Annotated in this window: 12 protein-coding genes; 5 read left to right on the top strand and 7 right to left on the bottom strand. The window is 41.7% G+C overall.

What is annotated here, in order from left to right; all coding sequences use genetic code 11:
• Nucleotides 1-39 precede the first annotated feature (39 nt).
• From AC13CC_RS06995 to AC13CC_RS06970, 6 genes are all read right to left on the bottom strand, one after another.
• Nucleotides 40-1,374 (bottom strand): fibronectin type III domain-containing protein, encoded by a 1,335-nt coding sequence (locus AC13CC_RS06995; RefSeq protein WP_326279454.1) that lies wholly within the window; start codon nt 1,372-1,374, stop codon nt 40-42.
• A 62-nt stretch (nt 1,375-1,436) separates the two neighbouring features.
• Nucleotides 1,437-2,990, bottom strand: coding sequence for an N-acyl-D-amino-acid deacylase family protein (locus AC13CC_RS06990; RefSeq protein ID WP_326279452.1), 1,554 nt, complete (start codon nt 2,988-2,990; stop codon nt 1,437-1,439).
• Nucleotides 2,991-3,093: 103 nt separating this feature from the next.
• On the bottom strand, nt 3,094-4,257 hold the full coding sequence (locus tag AC13CC_RS06985) for a hypothetical protein (RefSeq protein ID WP_326279450.1): 1,164 nt from the start codon (nt 4,255-4,257) through the stop codon (nt 3,094-3,096).
• Nucleotides 4,258-4,276: 19 nt separating this feature from the next.
• Nucleotides 4,277-5,893, bottom strand: a complete 1,617-nt coding sequence (locus tag AC13CC_RS06980) for a SusD/RagB family nutrient-binding outer membrane lipoprotein (protein ID WP_326279449.1) — start codon at nt 5,891-5,893, stop codon at nt 4,277-4,279.
• A gap of 21 nt (nt 5,894-5,914) precedes the next feature.
• A complete protein-coding gene (locus tag AC13CC_RS06975; RefSeq protein WP_326279447.1) occupies nt 5,915-9,319 on the bottom strand; it encodes a SusC/RagA family TonB-linked outer membrane protein in 3,405 nt (1,134 codons plus the stop codon).
• 156 nt (nt 9,320-9,475) lie between these two features.
• Nucleotides 9,476-10,615 (bottom strand): FecR family protein, encoded by a 1,140-nt coding sequence (locus tag AC13CC_RS06970; protein ID WP_326279446.1) that lies wholly within the window; start codon nt 10,613-10,615, stop codon nt 9,476-9,478.
• A 104-nt stretch (nt 10,616-10,719) separates the two neighbouring features.
• Here AC13CC_RS06970 and AC13CC_RS06965 point away from each other — a divergent pair, with 104 nt between their 5' ends.
• The 5 genes from AC13CC_RS06965 (at nt 10,720) to AC13CC_RS06945 (ending at nt 15,949) form a co-directional block, all read left to right on the top strand.
• On the top strand, nt 10,720-11,256 hold the full coding sequence (locus AC13CC_RS06965; RefSeq protein WP_326279444.1) for an RNA polymerase sigma factor: 537 nt from the start codon (nt 10,720-10,722) through the stop codon (nt 11,254-11,256).
• Nucleotides 11,257-11,389: 133 nt separating this feature from the next.
• Nucleotides 11,390-11,965 carry a DJ-1/PfpI family protein gene (locus tag AC13CC_RS06960; RefSeq protein WP_326279442.1) on the top strand — a complete coding sequence of 192 codons (576 nt, stop codon included), beginning with the start codon at nt 11,390-11,392 and terminating at the stop codon, nt 11,963-11,965.
• 342 nt (nt 11,966-12,307) lie between these two features.
• Nucleotides 12,308-14,686: a TonB-dependent receptor gene (locus tag AC13CC_RS06955; protein WP_326279440.1), complete on the top strand. Its 2,379-nt coding sequence runs from the start codon at nt 12,308-12,310 to the stop codon at nt 14,684-14,686.
• 4 nt (nt 14,687-14,690) lie between these two features.
• Nucleotides 14,691-15,533: a DUF4249 domain-containing protein gene (locus AC13CC_RS06950; RefSeq protein WP_326279439.1), complete on the top strand. Its 843-nt coding sequence runs from the start codon at nt 14,691-14,693 to the stop codon at nt 15,531-15,533.
• Between the two features lie 68 nt (nt 15,534-15,601).
• Entirely contained in the window at nt 15,602-15,949 is a 348-nt protein-coding gene (locus tag AC13CC_RS06945; protein WP_326279437.1) for a winged helix-turn-helix domain-containing protein, read from the top strand.
• On the opposite strand, the gene AC13CC_RS06940 is transcribed toward AC13CC_RS06945, so the two are convergent.
• Complete coding sequence (locus AC13CC_RS06940; protein ID WP_326279435.1) at nt 15,946-16,701, bottom strand: sulfite exporter TauE/SafE family protein; 756 nt, start codon at nt 16,699-16,701, stop codon at nt 15,946-15,948. The two genes, AC13CC_RS06945 and AC13CC_RS06940, sit on opposite strands and share 4 nt — an antisense overlap.
• Nucleotides 16,702-16,703 lie beyond the last annotated feature (2 nt).

Genomic DNA, 16,703 nt, shown 5'->3' with positions numbered 1-16,703 from the left:
GTCAGTAAAATCCACAAAAATTTATTGCTTTTCATTTTTTTAAAAAACATTGCTCAAGGCATTGCTCATTTTTGCCCAGCCAGAAGCATTTTTGCGCAGTTTTGGTTTAGCTTGTTCAATATGGATAAATCTTCCTGTTGTACTGCTAGCTGAAGTGCTACATGGGTCAGGGGAGCTATTGATAAACCTTCCTTGCGTATTGGTAAAGCCCCTTAATCGAGTCCAATCCGTATCAATATGGGCAATTTTAAAAGTCAATGTATTATCCTCATCCAAAAGAGCATCCTTGATCAAGGAGGCATAATCTGTATCTGGGGTTTCCGTGGTTCCATTGCTCATTATAACATCGGGGTCTCCATAATCCTTGCCAAAACCATGTAATTGTACAAATACCGTATTCGGTAAAGTTGTAGCTATAACCTCTGTCGTTTCTTGAAAAGCGGAATTGGTATTATGTGCCATGTCAGAAATACGGTAGGCCCCATTTGACCCACAAGCGGAAGTTGTTCCGGAACATTCCGATCTATCGGTGCTATTGCACCTGTGCGTACCACTTAAAAGAAGTGCTTTGGCCACATTGTTCCTAAAGGAATATACGGCCTCAAAACCCGTATTGGTATCGTACTTAATGTGGGGAGCCATCAATACCAAATCTTCCTTGTTAGGTGTTTTGCTGAAAACATAGATGCCCCAATGATTGGATTGCGAACTGTGTTCGGCCAATACATAGAACACTTGGTTTGGTGATAAAGTGGTATCTGTAAATTCCGTAATCTGATAATTGAAATCAACAGCTTTGGAAACAGCATCTGAAATATTGTCGCTCAACAGATCGTCAATGACCTGATTCCATTTTTCCAAATCATTTTGGGTGGGTACCCTATAAGTGTTTTCGCCGCTGCCCGGTACATTATTTATCAAATTTTGCAGGTACGTATCAATATTTCCCGATGCATATTGTAGTTCGGCCTCAATTGCACTGACCGTAGTTACTTTTAAAACTTCACTTAGCGTAGATTCGTTACCAGCGGCATCGGTTGCCAATACCTGATACTCGTACATCTTACCAGGCTCTAAATTGTTCAACACGTAAGATGTTTGACCGGAACTTGCCAAATAACTACCATTTTGGTAAAGGGAATAATTTTTAACCCCTACATTATCGGAAGCAGCACCCCAGTTCAATTCCACCGAGGTCTGTGTTATATTATCGGCCGTTAAGCCTGTAGGGGGCGATGGAGCTTGTACATCCGTTTCTGCTGAGGTATCGTCGTTGTTGCCCTCACTTGAAGAGCAAGCTACAAATAACATCAAAACCATGATGATGATTTCCTTTCCGAAGGAAAGACCTGTTATAAAATTTATAGTTTTCATTTTTGTTTTTTTTTTGGAAGTAACCATTGATTTTTCACCAATGAATTTTTTGATTTCCTCGGCTACTTTTTCAACATTCTTCCGTTTAGTTTTTCTGTGAATTCACCTTCCTCTATGGACAGTTTTCCATTTATGATGCTATAGATCAATCCTTCCGCGAATTGAAAGGCATCCAAATAGTTTGCCCTATCAGTAAAAGTATTTGGGTCAAATATTATGATATCGGCATAATGGCCTTCTTTGAGAACTCCTCGTTTTGAAAGTTTTAGGATCTTGGCTGTTTTTGAACTGCTCTGGTTAATAAAAGAGGCAAAATCCAGGACATTCCTTTCTTTAACAAACTCGCGATATTTATAAGGAAAGGTGCCATACTTTCTGGGATGTCCCGATCCACCGTCCGAACCTGTTACCACCCATGGCCGGACCATAAAGTTTTCAATATCGTACGGGTTCATGTTGAACGAGGCTATTTTAATGTAACCCTGTTTTAAAATATCAAAAACAGCTTCTTCGGGCTTTTTTTCCAAATCTTGGGCTATTTCTAACAGATTTTTCCCCTGAAGCAAAGTGTCCGGTGCTTGTATAACCAGTAATTTCTCCGGTCCTCCCCTTCTTGCAATATTGGTCTGGGTCTGTTTCAGAATCTGTTTTCTCAGCTCAGCATCTTGAAAACGTATGAACAAGGAGTCTGTTCCCCCACTTTCTGCCCATCTTGGAACTACCGCTGCTTTTAAACTGGTTGCAGAAGCATCATAAGGGTATTGATTGGCTGTAACATGAATTCCTTTGTCCTGTGCTTCTTCAACAATTTTGATGATGGAATCGCTTTGTTTCCAAACATCTACCCCCAAACATTTGATATGGGAAATGTGTACGGGAATATTTGCCCTTTCCCCTATTTCGATGGTTTCCTGCACTGCTGGTATCAATCCAATGGAATAGGTGCTTTCATCTCTCATGTGGGTGTCATAGATGCCATTGTTCTTGGCCACGACCCCTGCCAATGCCACAACTTCGTTGGTTGTTGCATAGCTTCCCGGTGCATAGAACAGTCCGGTGGACATGCCAAATGCTCCCGCATCCAGTTCTTGCTGCATGAGTTGCTGCATTTGGGCAAGTTCTTCTTTAGAAGCTTTGCGATCACTTTCCCCCATTACTTGTTTTCTAATGGTTCCATGGCCCACCAAGGCGACTACATTGGTGCCCACACCTAGTTCTTGGCACTTGTCCCGGTATTCTGCCAAAGGATAGGGGCTGCTTCCGTCGTTGCCCACGGTTACCGTGGTTACTCCTTGAAAAAGAAAGGGTTTGTTATGCGAGTGTTTGGAATTGTCCAAATCGTTAGTGGCATGTGTATGCGGATCAATAAAACCGGGGGACACAATAAGTCCTTTCGCATCTATTGTTTTGGTGGCGACCACCTCTTTATCATTTTGATCACCTACCCAAACAATTGTATCGCCTTTTATGGCTATGGAAAGTGATTGGGGCATTGTTTCTACCCCGTCGTAGACTTCGCCGTTTACAATCAAAATATCCGCTTCTATTTTGCTTTTGCCGTTACATGCCGCCAAAAGGGCAACAAGTACAAATAGTCCTATAATCTTTCTTTCCATAATGATATTTTTCTTTATTGAATGTCAACCCCAAAAAATGGGGTTGACATTTTTAATGCACATGAGAACAAAGTTATTCCCAAAGATCAATCAAAAAATGGCATTAATCTTCAGATTCGTATATAATCACATTGTCAATATCAAAAGACTCCGGGGTTGCCCCAGATTGTATTTGAATCACCAACTGATAGGAACGGACTCCTTTTAGATAACCACTATTGATTTCATACCACTGACCAGCTACAGCTTCAACATCATCACTAAAGATGCTAGCCAATTCAAGAACTTCTGCACCCGAATCTGTGACAATATTGGCATAGGCATGTAAGCCGTCCAATTCTTCCCAGCTGGAATCCCCAAAAAACACTTGGAAAGAAACCCCTGAGTTCTCTTGCCCTTCTGGAACCTCAACGGTATCAAAAGTGATACGGATGGCCCCATCCGCATCTTCTGAGTGGAATCCTTGGGTTCCATCTGGGTATGCTTCGTAGTCTTCCAACAGCGAGAAAACCCCAATACGCTCTGCCGAAAAGCCCAAACTGCTGCTACTTATATCGGTAATGGCTAGGTATTCCGAATCAAAACCAAGTTCATTGTCCACGCCGTTGCCCGCCGCAATAAAATCTACATAAGGAGGTGCTTCTCCATTGATCAGATCCAAGGTTTCATCGTTACTGCCATTTCTATTGTAAGGAGCGTCTTCTGCTCCAATGGGAACTTCTTCAAAAGAGGTACCTCTAATTTTTTTTCCGGCTGGCTGAAAAAAGGATATGGAAAATTCCATTGCCTGGTTCGGAAAATATAGCTTGGACCTATCCGTGGTGTCGCCCCCTTCGTTCTCATTGTTATCATTTAAGTCTGGAGAGGCACCACTATATGTCCCGTTGGGGCTTGTAACGGTTCCAACAAAAGACATTGTTGACCCCAACGCTATATCTTCCTCGGTAAGCCCCAAAGCTTCAATAACTTGGCTAATGGGCAGTTCCAAATTATAAGGAAATTGCGTAACGGTTACAATATCCTCTGCTGTAACATCTCCATAGGTAACCGAGAGGGAATAACTTATTGCATTCCCATTGGAGTCTACTAGTTGGGCGGATATTACATCGGAATCCAAGCTCAACACACTATAGCTGAGTTCCGGAGTTTCGTCGAACGATACAAACCCTCCTCTATCGGTAATATCTTCGAGCGTATTGTTCTCTTTGGAGCAACCTATCATCAATAACAGCCCCAATAAAAATGTTATGCTTTTACTTCTTTTCATAATAGAAATCTTTTGCTAATTATTTAATGAAACCATCAGGATTGGTATCCCAGAATACTTTATCGTAATTGTTCTTCTGCGTAAGGGACAAGTTCCTTTCTACCTCTAATCTTGAATACGGGAAGCTTCGAGGAAATACAGGGTCATCATCATCTATGGGTACTTGAATATTTGATGGATATCCGGTTCGCCTGTAAAAATTATAGGATTCCACAGAGTTTCCAAAAGCTGCCAAATAATACTCGGTCATAATAATGTCCAACCTTTCTTCGTCTGTGGCTGCATTGGAGTAGTTAAGCAACACCTCATCTACATAAGCATCCACATCTGCACTTGTGGCAGCATAACCGGAACTTACGCCACCAAAGGCCAATACTTTGTCCATAGAGGCCCTGATTCCTGTTTCCAACAGTTCCGCCGGATTTCCATCTGTACCCAGCGTAATGGCTGCTTCGGCCCTCAAGAAACTAACGTAAGATGAGGTAAGCAAAGGCAAAATACCTGCTCCTCCCAAATTATTGGTTGTGCTGGGAGCATCTACAAATTGATCTTCATCAAAAGTTCCACCTCCTGGATAAATACCATATACGGTTCTTAGAAGATTATCTCCTCTGCCTACGCGGCTTTCCCCGTGGTCGTACCCCCAATATTGGTCACCTACGTAACAATAATCTACATCTGGATCACCTTGACAGGGCAAGTAAGGGGGGCCACTAAAAGGGTCTTCGTTGGATTGCCTGTATAGATAATAACGTATGCGGGGATCAGGATTACTCTTAGATTCCTTGAGCATATTCATAAAGTAGTTACCTATGTACTGGTCAACCCCACTTACATAGGCTCTTTGAAAATATAAGTGTCTACTTTCGGGCTCTTGTACTGTACTGTAGGTATATTGAAAGTCCTCGTCTTGGGTATCGATTAGGTTTTGGGACAACAGCGCATTGATCTCGCCCTGAATATCCGATACTCCTATATCTGCACTTGCCAATCTTGCCTGTACGAGGATTCTCAATTTAAAGGAATTTGCAAAGGCAATCCATTTGTCCTTATCGCTGCCATAAAACAGGTCTGTGGAAAAATCGAAATTGGCTTCGTTGATTTCGGCAATGGCCTCATCAATATCGCTCAACACCATTTGATATAGTGCTGCACCTCCATCCAGCTCGGGATTGGGGTACTCTGCATTGTTCACGGCCTGGGAATAGGGAATAGCCCCTAGATAGTCGACCATGGTAACGGTTAGGTATCCCATTAAAAGTTTGGCAATACCACTATGGAAGAGCAAGGTTTCATCCTCTTCTGCCAGTGTTACAATGGTTCTTACGTTGTTCAATGCTTCGTAGTAGGTATCCCATTCTTTACTTGTACCCCCATCCATTACACTTGTAGGGACAACATCCCCATACGTATCCGTCATGGCTTCGTAACGCATAATATCGTCTGTGTTGATGATCATCCAAGTCATATAGTGTTGAAAAAGGTATTGTACCTCGTTGAGCATATATTCAGGATCTGCACTATCGGGTGTTAGATAGTTGGGGTTTTCCTGTAGGTCAAAATCTGAGACTTCACAACCCAAAAAGAGTAGTAAAGCCAGCGTGCTTATACTAAAGTATTTTACTATTTTTTGCATTTTGTTTCTTTTTAGGTAGGATTAAAATGTTGCCGATATTCCTAAAGCGATCCTTCTTGTTGAGGGAACTGTACTATCCCCTTCGAGACCATCACTTTCGGGGTCGTAATTGGTATACTTGGGAAAATTTGGTGCTTTGTACCATAGGTTTCTTCCCGAAAGGGTAAAATCAATTCTTTGAAATGGTAGGGCCTGCCCTTTTTTCTTTGTTAAGGTATATCCCAAGGAAACCTCCCTTATACGAAAAATAGAAGTATCCCACATGGCCAGATCGTTGGCATTGTAGTAATTGGAGTAAGAGATTCTACCCGGGTTCATTTGAAATGTATTGGGTATTTGGTCTCCGTTGGAATCCAATAGCGGCTCTCCCGTAGCATCATCTGCCAAATATCCGGGTATTACAAAAGCACCATCCCTATCCTCGGTATCTTTTGTTACCCCACGCTGTAACATATTGCTTACGGCTGTTGAATATATTTCGCCTCCATGTCTGTACTCAATTTGGGCGGACAGCCTAAAGCCTTTGTAGCTAAAGGAATTTATATTGGTGAGTCGCCAATCGGCATTGGGATCCCCAATAACCTTATTGTCCAAACCAACATCGGTACTGGTGATCACCTCGCCCACCCTGGTACTGGAGCCATTTCCGCTGATCAAAAGGTTTCCATTATCATCGCGAAGGGCATAATCTCCCATAATAACTCCAAAGGGCTGACCCTCTACAGCATATCTGTCTTCTATAAGGTTGATATTTGCTCCCGTATCTGTTGTTTTAACTACCAATGACTCATCTGCCGTGAATATGTTTCGGAAGTTCCATTGGAAGTTTTCGTTCTTTATCAGGTCAATCCCCAAGTCCACTTCAATTCCTTTGTTATCAACCCTACCCAGGTTAATGAACTGTGTATCAAACCCTGACGAGCCAGCTAAAGGAGAGGCTACAATCTGGTCTTCGGAGATTCTCTTATAAATAGAGGTCTCCAATGTTAATCTATTGTTGAACATATTGGTTTCCAGGCCTATCTCAAATTCCTTATGAAGCTCCGGGGCCAAATCTGGGTTGGCATATCTGGTACTATACCTGTTGGTTACAGGATATGAACCATCTGCCGCCGCAAACCTGAGGTTATCAATAATTAATGTGCTTCTGGTCCTATATGGGTTGGGATAACCGGAAGATGTTGCGTAGGCTCCTCTAATTTTAAGATAGTTGACTACATTTCCTCCAAAATCAAAAGCAGAAGTAGGAACAAAGGATACCGAAGCACCTGGATAAAACAAAGATTGATTATCCCTTTCTACGGTACTTCCCCAATCGTTTCTTCCAGAAAGTGTTGCATACAGATAGCGTTTGTACGCAAACTGAAACTGTCCGAACACACCGGCTATGTTTTCATCTTCACTAGTATAATCCGACTCGGTAATCGTATAGTTACTGGGCCTTAAAAAACCATAAACAACCTGTCCATCAGAATCAGATGATCTACTTTGGTATCGGGTAATTCTGGAGTTTGCCCCAATCTGAGCCTCCAAATTCAGGTCTTCGGTAATGTTTTTGTTGAAACCAAGAATCATGGTCTGGTTAACGTCCACGTCCCTGTTGCTATCCAAACGCAAGTATCCAATTTTAAAGGTATTGTCATCATACCCTCCCTTATTGGAATATTCAAAACCACTGAAATGCCTACTATCATAACCGGCCCTATAGATCAGGTTAAAATCATCGTTCAATTTATAATTGGCATTGACCGTACCGTAGACGTGTTCGACAATATCATTGATTCCGGTATTGTGCAACATCCATAGCGGATTGGTATCATTTCTGTAGTAAACAGACTCCCCTGTCAATGGGTTTTGATAGGGAAGTTCGGTCAAATCAATCCATCTAGGTTGATAATAAACAACGTTGAAGATACTTTCCCCATAGACTGTGTTTACTTTTCGTGAAGAATAGTTGAGCGTGGCGGACAGATCTAACCTATCGGAAACCTGTGCCCGGCCTCCAACGCTTATATTGAATCTTTTTAGGTCGTTGTGCTCAATAATACCTTTTTCATCCGTATACCCTGCCGAGATGTTAAATCCAACCTTTTCTTGTGAAGTGGCAACTGTTAGCGAGTGGGTTGTACCCACACCTGTTCTGAATATGTTCCTAACATTATTCGGTTTTGCGGCTATGTTCAGCGTTGCACCTTCATATTTCGGGAAAATATCGCTCAATGGGGCATATGGGTGGGCCACTTCGCCTATATCCGAAAAGGCCGGTCCCCAATTGGATAAGAAGGTTGGCTGAAATTCCCCTTCCCCACCATTGGAGTAAGTGTTTTGAAATTTGGGCAACTGGGATACGGTATTGGTATACACCGTGGTCGAATATGTGGCCGTGGTTTCGGCTTCTCCCACTTTGGCCGAGCCACTTTTGGTCTGGATCAAGATAACCCCGTTCCTACCCTCACTACCATAAAGTACCGATGCATTAAATCCTTTTAAGATGCTCATACTCTCAATATCATTTGGGTTGATGTCCCGTAGCAATCCATTGAAAGGAACATCGTTTACCACTATCAAGGGATTATTGGAACCGGTAATCGATACATTCCCGCGTATTCTGATCGGTGAGTCCGAACCGGTCTGCCCATCGGCGGGAGTTATTACAACACCGGCAATTTTTCCCTGTAAGGTTCGTGCCAAATCCGCCTCTGGACGTTGCTCTACCTCTTCGGACTTTATCTGGGAAATTGCGTACCCCAAGGCTTTTTTGGATTTTTTTATGCCCTGAGCGGTAATCACAACCTCTTGCAGTGCCTGTGCCGTTTCTTTCAGCACAACATTTATGGTTGTTTGATCGCCTACCTTAACATCCTTGGATTCAAAACCCATGTGGGTAAATTGAAGTACATTTTCCGGATAAGGTACAGTTATGCTGTACTTACCGTCAAAATCGGTCGTGGTCCCTTTATTGGTGCCCTTTATTAATATTACCGCGTTCACCAATGGAAAACCCGACTCATCGCTCACCGTACCCGAAACCTCAATCTGGGTTTGGCGGTTTCTGGGAGAATTTTTTTTGACCATTATGGTATTGTCCGTGGTCAGAACAACATTCAAGTTCCCGGGCTCCAAACTTTTTTTGAGCAGTCTGTTGGTACTAATCCTTCCCTTTTTTACAGGAATGGTCGGGTAATCATCGAACATGCCCACCTCGTAAATAAAGCTGTAATCGGTCTGACTCATTATTAAGTCAAAAACCTCATCCACCGTCATGGCCTTATCGAACTCTATTTTAATACTGGAATTCTGTGAAACGAGGTCGTTCGGGGTGAAGCTAAATACAGTTAGACAACATAAAAAAATAAATGTTCTCATAAGTAGTAGAAGAAGCTGGTTCCTGATCAGAAATCCAACTTTCGTTAGTTTAGTTTTCATAAATTTGATTGTTATTAGTTAGTTTCTAAACAATTAATTAATAATGGTACAAAGGGGATGGTGTCATTTAACTTTGGCGAGTATGGCCCATCCCCGTTTTTTTTAGTTTTGTCTCTTCATTGGCAAACTTTGTTTTTTTGAGTTATTGCTGGCATTTTATTTTAGTATGACGGTTTTGTTCTTTATTTCATAGCTATCCAAAGAGCTGGACATGATTACTGACAACACATCTTCAATACTTTGATTTTTTCTCAACACCCCTTTGAACTTTTTGTTTTCCAAGGATTTTTTTTCAAAAACCACTTCCATGTCATACCACCTGGAAAGTGTTTTCATAATATCCTTCAATGGTTTTTTCTTGAAGCTAAAAACACCTCTTTTCCATGATGTCTCGGAAAAAACATCTACTTCCGATACGGCGATGGCTCCAGTTTTTGTGTTGAGCCTTGATTGCTCTCCGGGCACAATTCCCAAGGTTTGCTCTTCATGTTTTACCGCTACTTTCCCTTCCACCAAGGTGGTAAGCACGTCCGGCTCGTCCTTATAAGCCTTTATATTGAATTGTGTCCCCAAAACTTGTATTTCCTGTTTCTCATAGTACACTTTAAAGTCCGCTCCTTGGTGCTCGGTACTCGATGAAACATCAAAATAGGCCTCTCCATAAACCAAATGAACCGCCCGGCTCTCTCCTTCCACGAAATTGACCGGGTACTTTAATTTGGACTCGGAGTTTAACCAAACAACGGTTCCGTCCGAAAGGGTAAGCGAAAATTGCCCTCCTCTTGGGACAGTTAGATAATTGTATTGAACTGCTTTTGTGCTGTTTTCTTTGGGGGAGTAGACTATTTGGTCTTCTTTCGCGCTTAAATTCTGTGTTTTGTAGTTGGCGTCCTTGCCAAGGGTTACATTCTCTCCATCCTCTAGAGTTAGAACTGCTGTGTTTTGCCCAGGTTCTATTTCATTGTTTACAATTATAGGCGTGGTCGGCCCTTCTGGGATAAACACTTTATCCTTGAAAATATATGCTGCCACTATCAAACCAGCAATCACAGCAGCATATTTTAAAATTGTCCGATACTTGTGCCTATTTCCTGTTTTTTTGATTTGATCAAACAATTCATCATTATGCGCAAAGGTCTTTTTAGCATTTACATAATGGTTGATCTCAACAAAATCATTGAAATATTTGAGGTTTTCCTCAGATTTTAGCCAATCCAACAATTCTTCGGACTCTTCCTCCGAAATTCTATTTTCAATTAATTTTAGAAGTAATTTATCAACCTTAGTTTGATTCATATTTAATAATTATTTAATCTTATGACGCGGGAAGCTTTTGATACCCCCCTTCAAAAATCAAAAAGTTTTATTTTTTTATCACTTTTTTAAAAAACACCCTCTTTTTGAAGCATAAAAATGAAATATTCATAATAAATTCCTTAAAAAGCGGAGATAAAAAAATCTTTGAACGCCTCTATTCGGATTACTACCAGAAATTATGTGCCTTTCTGCTCAACTATTGTCAAAATCGGGCAATTATTGAAGATGTAGTGCAAGATGTGTTCTTAAATCTTTGGATGAAACGCAAGGGCATTCACATAAAAACATCCTTAAATGCTTTTTTGTACAGGGCGGCATATAATAGATTAATGGACAAGTACAGGCACTTGAGGCTCAATAACGACATGCTGTCCGCTTACTACCATACTGCCGTAATGCTTGCTGCCAACGTCGACTCCGAGACATCCAAAAAAAGGGCCAAGCTATTGGAAAATTGCATGGAAGAACTGCCAGAAAGATGCAAAGAAGTTTTTCACGGTAGTAAAATTCAAGGATTGAGCTACAAAGAACTTTCAGAGCGGTTCCAAATCTCCATAAAAACAGTGGAAGGGCATATATCCAGAGCATATAGAATCCTAAAGGAATGCATGCAATTGTAGAAATTTAAATAAGCGCACACTCCCTAAAACCTTCCTTTATTTTATAATAATTTAATACAAACGCTTCTCCTTTTCCCAAGAACCATCAGTATCTTTAAGATTGTTCAGTTGTTAACCTTAAAATACTTGAAATATGAAAAAAATTCTTTTCCTAACAGGCGATTTTGCTGAAGACTATGAAACTATGGTCCCTTTTCAAATGCTCTTGATGGTGGGCTACGAAGTACATGCCGTATGCCCCGACAAGAAAAAGGGCGACACCATTAAAACCGCCATCCACGATTTTGAAGGCGACCAGACCTATACCGAAAAACCTGGTCATAATTTCGCGCTCAACTACAGTTTTTCCGATGTCGACCCATCTGACTACGCAGGATTGGTCATTGCAGGCGGACGTGCTCCAGAGTACCTTCGCTTGAACCAGAAAGTATTGGAAATAACAAAGCACTTTTTTGATGAAAACAAGCCTGTAGCCGCTGTTTGCCATGGCATACAAATACTTACCGCAGCAGGAGTGGTAAAAGGCCGAAAACTTACCGCTTATCCAGCAGTTGGACCAGAAGTAACCATTGCAGGCGGCGAATACCAAGACATTCCGGTGGATGGCGCTTATGTAGATGGCAACTTGGTAACATCCCCTGCATGGCCTGCGCACCCAGCCTTTATCCGTGAATTCTTAAAAGTGATGGGAGCCAAAATATCCATCTAATTCAATCCAAAAAATGATTTTAAACAGGATAGTATTGCCACATTTTAATGTTTTAGCTGTACTATCCTTTTTTTTACCCCCATGGTATTAATCAAACGTTCTATTGAACGGTTTCTCTATTTTTTTTATTGAACTTGGCCTATATGAAAAGGAACAAATGGCATCGGTTGAAAATTTAACCTAAAATTATGTTCCGTCGTTTGACGTTTCACTCCATTTTGCCCGTAATTCACTCCAAAATGGCAAAAAGACCATCATTTTTACCAGTTCCATGTTTTCTTTGCCAACAAATTAATCTAATTATCCTAAAATAGATTTAAAATCATTAGTCATCAATCAACTATGAAAAAGAAAATACTAACCTACTTACTCCTCTCGCTTGGTTTTACGGTTATGGCACAGGAAAAATATACCATCCGCGGCACCGTAAAAGACAACGAGAATGGAGAAACCCTTATTGGAGCCTCCGTTTATTTGCAGGGCACGGAATACGGGACCATAACCAACGAATACGGATTTTACTCGCTCACCGCTCCAGCAGGCACCTACACTCTGTCCATTACTTATATTGGCTTTGAGGGAACCACGCAAGAAATCACATTAAATAGTGACCAAACTTTAGATTTGGAACTCTCCCAAAATGCAACTGCCTTGGATGAGATTGTTGTGTCGGCTGACGATACCGAAAAAATAAACCTCAAAACACCCCAAATGGGCGTAGCCCAACTAAAAACCCAGACCATTAAGGAAATACCTGCCGTATTGGGCGAGGTGGATGTGATCAAATCCATACAAATGCTTCCCGGCGTGTCCAATAACGGCGAAGGCAGTACAGGTTTTCATGTTCGGGGCGGAGCTGCGGACCAAAATTTGGTGCTGTTGGATGAGGCCATCATCTACAATACCTCTCACTTTTTTGGTTTTTTCTCGGTGTTCAATGCGGATGCCATCAAAGATGTAAAATTGTACAAAGGTGATATCCCTGCCGAATTTGGTGGTAGGGTTTCCTCTGTGCTGGATGTACGCCAAAAAGACGGGAACAGTAAAAACTTTGCCCTTAGCGGTGGTATCGGCATCGTTTCGAGCAGGTTAACGGCAGAAACGCCAATTTTTAACAACAAAGGTTCCGTTCTAGTTGCAGGAAGAACATCTTATGCGCATTTGTTCATGAAGTTCATTGATGATCTGAAAGATGATAAACTAGCCTTTTACGATCTTAACCTTAAAGCCAATTACGAAATCAATCAAAACAACAGAATCTATCTTTCGGGATACTTTGGGCGAGATGAATTTATTTTGGCCAACCTGATAACGAACAACTACGGGAACGCAACTGGAAACCTTAGATGGAACCATATTTTCAATGATCGGCTCTTTGCCAACCTCTCCCTGATCTATAGCCAATATGATTATAGGATCGTTTTGGATTTTATTGGCCTGGATTGGGTCGCCGATATCGAAAATTACAACCTAAAATACGGACTCAACTATTACGTAAACGACAAATTCAAGCTCAACTTTGGAATAAGCAGTATTCTGTACGACCTAAATCCTGGCGAGGTAACACCCTCCAACGAGACTTCATCCATCAACTATTTAAAGTTAGATCAAAAAAAGGCATTGGAATCTGCCGCGTACATTGGTGCCGAAAACGAAGTTACCGACAAACTTACCGTACAATACGGCCTGCGACTCAGTCATTTTTCAAGGCTGGGCGGTCAAAGCATCAATCAATACGCAAACGACCTGCCCGTGGTCTACAATGAGGAACTCGGCATTTACGAAGCTGGCGAAGTGGTCGGGGAAACATCTTACGGTAAAAACGAGAGCATTAAAACCTATGCACAGCTCGAACCCCGTTTGGCACTCTCCTATCAACTTAACGATATTTCATCCGTAAAAGCTGGTTACACCCGATCTGCGCAATACCTCCATCTATTGTCCAATACAACCGCGGTAACTCCTTTGGATGTCTGGACACCTAGCGGCTCTTTCATCAAACCGCAACTGTCCAACCAATACTCCATGGGCTACTACAGGACTTTTAACGACCAAAAGTACAGTCTGGAAGTAGAAACGTATTACAAAAGCATTGACAACCGTATTGATTATATTGATGGCTCCAACCTCATTGGAAACAATACCATTGAAACTGAAATCCTTAACGGTGAAGCCCGTTCCTACGGAATGGAACTGTTGTTACGAAAAAACACGGGCAAATTAACAGGATGGCTGGGTTATACCTTATCCAAATCTGAACAGCGCACACTGGGCGGCCGTGCAGGAGGATTGGGCATCAACGACGGGAATTGGTACAACGCCCCATATGACCGTACCCACGATATTTCTTTGACCGCAACCTATAAATTCAATGAAAAGTGGAAGTTGAGTTCCAATTTTGTGTTCCAAACAGGGCGCCCCGTTACCTACCCCAACGGACAATATGAATACGAAGACCTATCCATAGCAAGCTATTCCAACAGAAATGCAGATAGATTACCTGCCTATCACCGATTGGATGTATCAGCCATTTACACACCCAACAGAAAACCCGATAAAAAATGGAAAGGCGAATGGATTTTTGGTATTTACAACGCCTACAACCGCAGAAATGCTGCATCCATCACCTTTGGACAAAATTGGCAAACAGGTGAAAATGAAGCAACCCGTACCGCCATTTTCGGAATAATGCCAGCGATTTCCTATAACTTCAAATTTTAATGCAATGAAAAATTATATATCACTCATAATCACAACATTGTTAGCAGTTACTTCTTGTACCGATGTAGTAGAGGTTGATGTTCCAACAGCAGAAACACGATTAGTGGTCGAAGCTTCATTGGATTGGGAAAAAGGCACCTATGGAAATGTACAGTCGATCAAGTTGAACACCTCTACCCCTTATTTTGATTTGGATTCCGATACCGCCGTTGATGGAGCCCAGGTAAACGTGACCGATTTGGATTCTGGAGATGAATTTCTGTTTGAAGGACAAGGAAATGGCCTGTATACGACCTCTAATTTTATTCCAGTTTTGTACCATCAGTATCAGCTAGAGATCATTTATGACGATGAAACCTATTTGGCCACGGAGACTTTATATCCCGTTAGTGACATTAAAGCCCTAACCCAATCTACCGAAGGTGGTTTTGATGATGAGTTTCTGGAACTAAACCTCTATTTTGACGACCCCGAGGAAGAAGAAAACTTTTATTTGATCAGATATCAAGAAGAAGGCGACCCGTTTCCCGATTTAGAAGACCAGTCTGATGAATTTACCAACGGCAACGAACAGCACGACTTTTACGAAAAAGACGATGATGAGGACAACAACGAACAACCTTTTGAGCCCGGGGATACCGTTTTTGTTGATCTTTATGGAATTTCGGAACAATATTACAACTACATCCGCTTGCTTATAGAACAATATTATGGCTCGGGCGACCCATTTGGAACTGTGCCCGCACCCATCAAAGGGAATTGTATCAACCAGAATGACCCAGCTAATTTTGCTTACGGATATTTTAGGGTAACGCAGGTTTCCAGAGGCTCCTACACATTTCAATAAAGCTGTATTATTTAGTAGCTTTACGGAAGAAGCCCACATTTTGAGGCAAAAACCACTAATTTTAAAAGATGGGAACACCAAAAGATCTCAAAATACGATGCTGGATAGATATTGACGGGAAAAAGTTTTTTGGCCCTGGGCGAGCACAACTTTTAATGATGATCGACAAGAATGGTTCCCTATCCAAAGCAGCCAAGGAAATGGGGATGTCCTACCGCAAAGCATGGTCCATGGTAGAGGATATGAATTTAAGAGGGCAACAACCTTATGTAGAACTCCATAAAGGCGGCACAAAAGGTGGCGGCGCTGAATTAACGGAAACGGGCAAGAAAGTCCTTTCCACCTTCCTTAAAATGAATGATAAAATTACAGCTACTGTTCAACAGCATACCGAAGAAATGTTGGGGTTGATTTAAATTTTTATCCCAAAACCGTGCAATAAAATCAACCGGAATCCTACATAAAGAACCAAAATACTGGTGAGCACTCCCAAAAATTTGAGGTTAAACTTTTTATTGGACAAATAAGAACCGATACTTCCCCCGATCACAACAGCGACGATAAGCTGCAGCATTAATCCATTGTTCAGTTTGAAGGTACCTGCCACATTGAGGCCGATCAAGCCCGAAATGGAATTGACCAAGATAAAAACGGAGGCCAAAGAGGCCACAACTCTTGGGTTTTCCCACTTTAAAAGATTTAACACTGGAGATAAGAAGATACCTCCACCTATCCCAGAAATTCCCGAAAGCAAACCAATTCCACCACCAAGCACCATTTTTTTGGGATCGGAAAATTTTCTAGAGTCCAGCTTTTTCTTCGCAAATCGAAGCAGCATAAAAATACCCGCCATTATCAAGGCTCCGCCCAGCACCATAAAAAACACCGTTTGTGATAATCGAATTTGTGCCCCCAGATAGGCAAACGGAATACTCATTACCAAAAACGGCCAAAATAACTTCATATCAAAAACCCGATTCCGGATAAAAACTAGGGTTCCGATGGTAACCACGCAAATATTCAAAATGAGCGCAGTAGAGCGGATTTCGTAAAAATCCGTCAAGAAAAGGCTTAAAATGGCCAAATAACTCGACCCTCCCCCAAATCCGACCGAACTATAAAACAATGCAATCAAAAAAAAGACAATGGGCAAATAGTCAACGCTCATCC

The organism is Flagellimonas sp. L-11 (assembly GCF_056857735.1).
The sequence above is the reverse complement of the archived record's forward strand: the minus strand, read 5'-3'. Positions and strand labels throughout refer to the sequence as shown.

Coding starts and splice junctions, on each gene's coding strand:
- AC13CC_RS06995 (WP_326279454.1), bottom strand. CDS start 1,374: ATGAAAACTATAAATTTTATAACAGGTCTTTCCTTCGGAAAGGAAATC.
- AC13CC_RS06990 (WP_326279452.1), bottom strand. CDS start 2,990: ATGGAAAGAAAGATTATAGGACTATTTGTACTTGTTGCCCTTTTGGCG.
- AC13CC_RS06985 (WP_326279450.1), bottom strand. CDS start 4,257: ATGAAAAGAAGTAAAAGCATAACATTTTTATTGGGGCTGTTATTGATG.
- AC13CC_RS06980 (WP_326279449.1), bottom strand. CDS start 5,893: ATGCAAAAAATAGTAAAATACTTTAGTATAAGCACGCTGGCTTTACTA.
- AC13CC_RS06975 (WP_326279447.1), bottom strand. CDS start 9,319: ATGAAAACTAAACTAACGAAAGTTGGATTTCTGATCAGGAACCAGCTT.
- AC13CC_RS06970 (WP_326279446.1), bottom strand. CDS start 10,615: ATGAATCAAACTAAGGTTGATAAATTACTTCTAAAATTAATTGAAAAT.
- AC13CC_RS06960 (WP_326279442.1), top strand. CDS start 11,390: ATGAAAAAAATTCTTTTCCTAACAGGCGATTTTGCTGAAGACTATGAA.
- AC13CC_RS06955 (WP_326279440.1), top strand. CDS start 12,308: ATGAAAAAGAAAATACTAACCTACTTACTCCTCTCGCTTGGTTTTACG.
- AC13CC_RS06950 (WP_326279439.1), top strand. CDS start 14,691: ATGAAAAATTATATATCACTCATAATCACAACATTGTTAGCAGTTACT.
- AC13CC_RS06945 (WP_326279437.1), top strand. CDS start 15,602: ATGGGAACACCAAAAGATCTCAAAATACGATGCTGGATAGATATTGAC.
- AC13CC_RS06940 (WP_326279435.1), bottom strand. CDS start 16,701: ATGAGCGTTGACTATTTGCCCATTGTCTTTTTTTTGATTGCATTGTTT.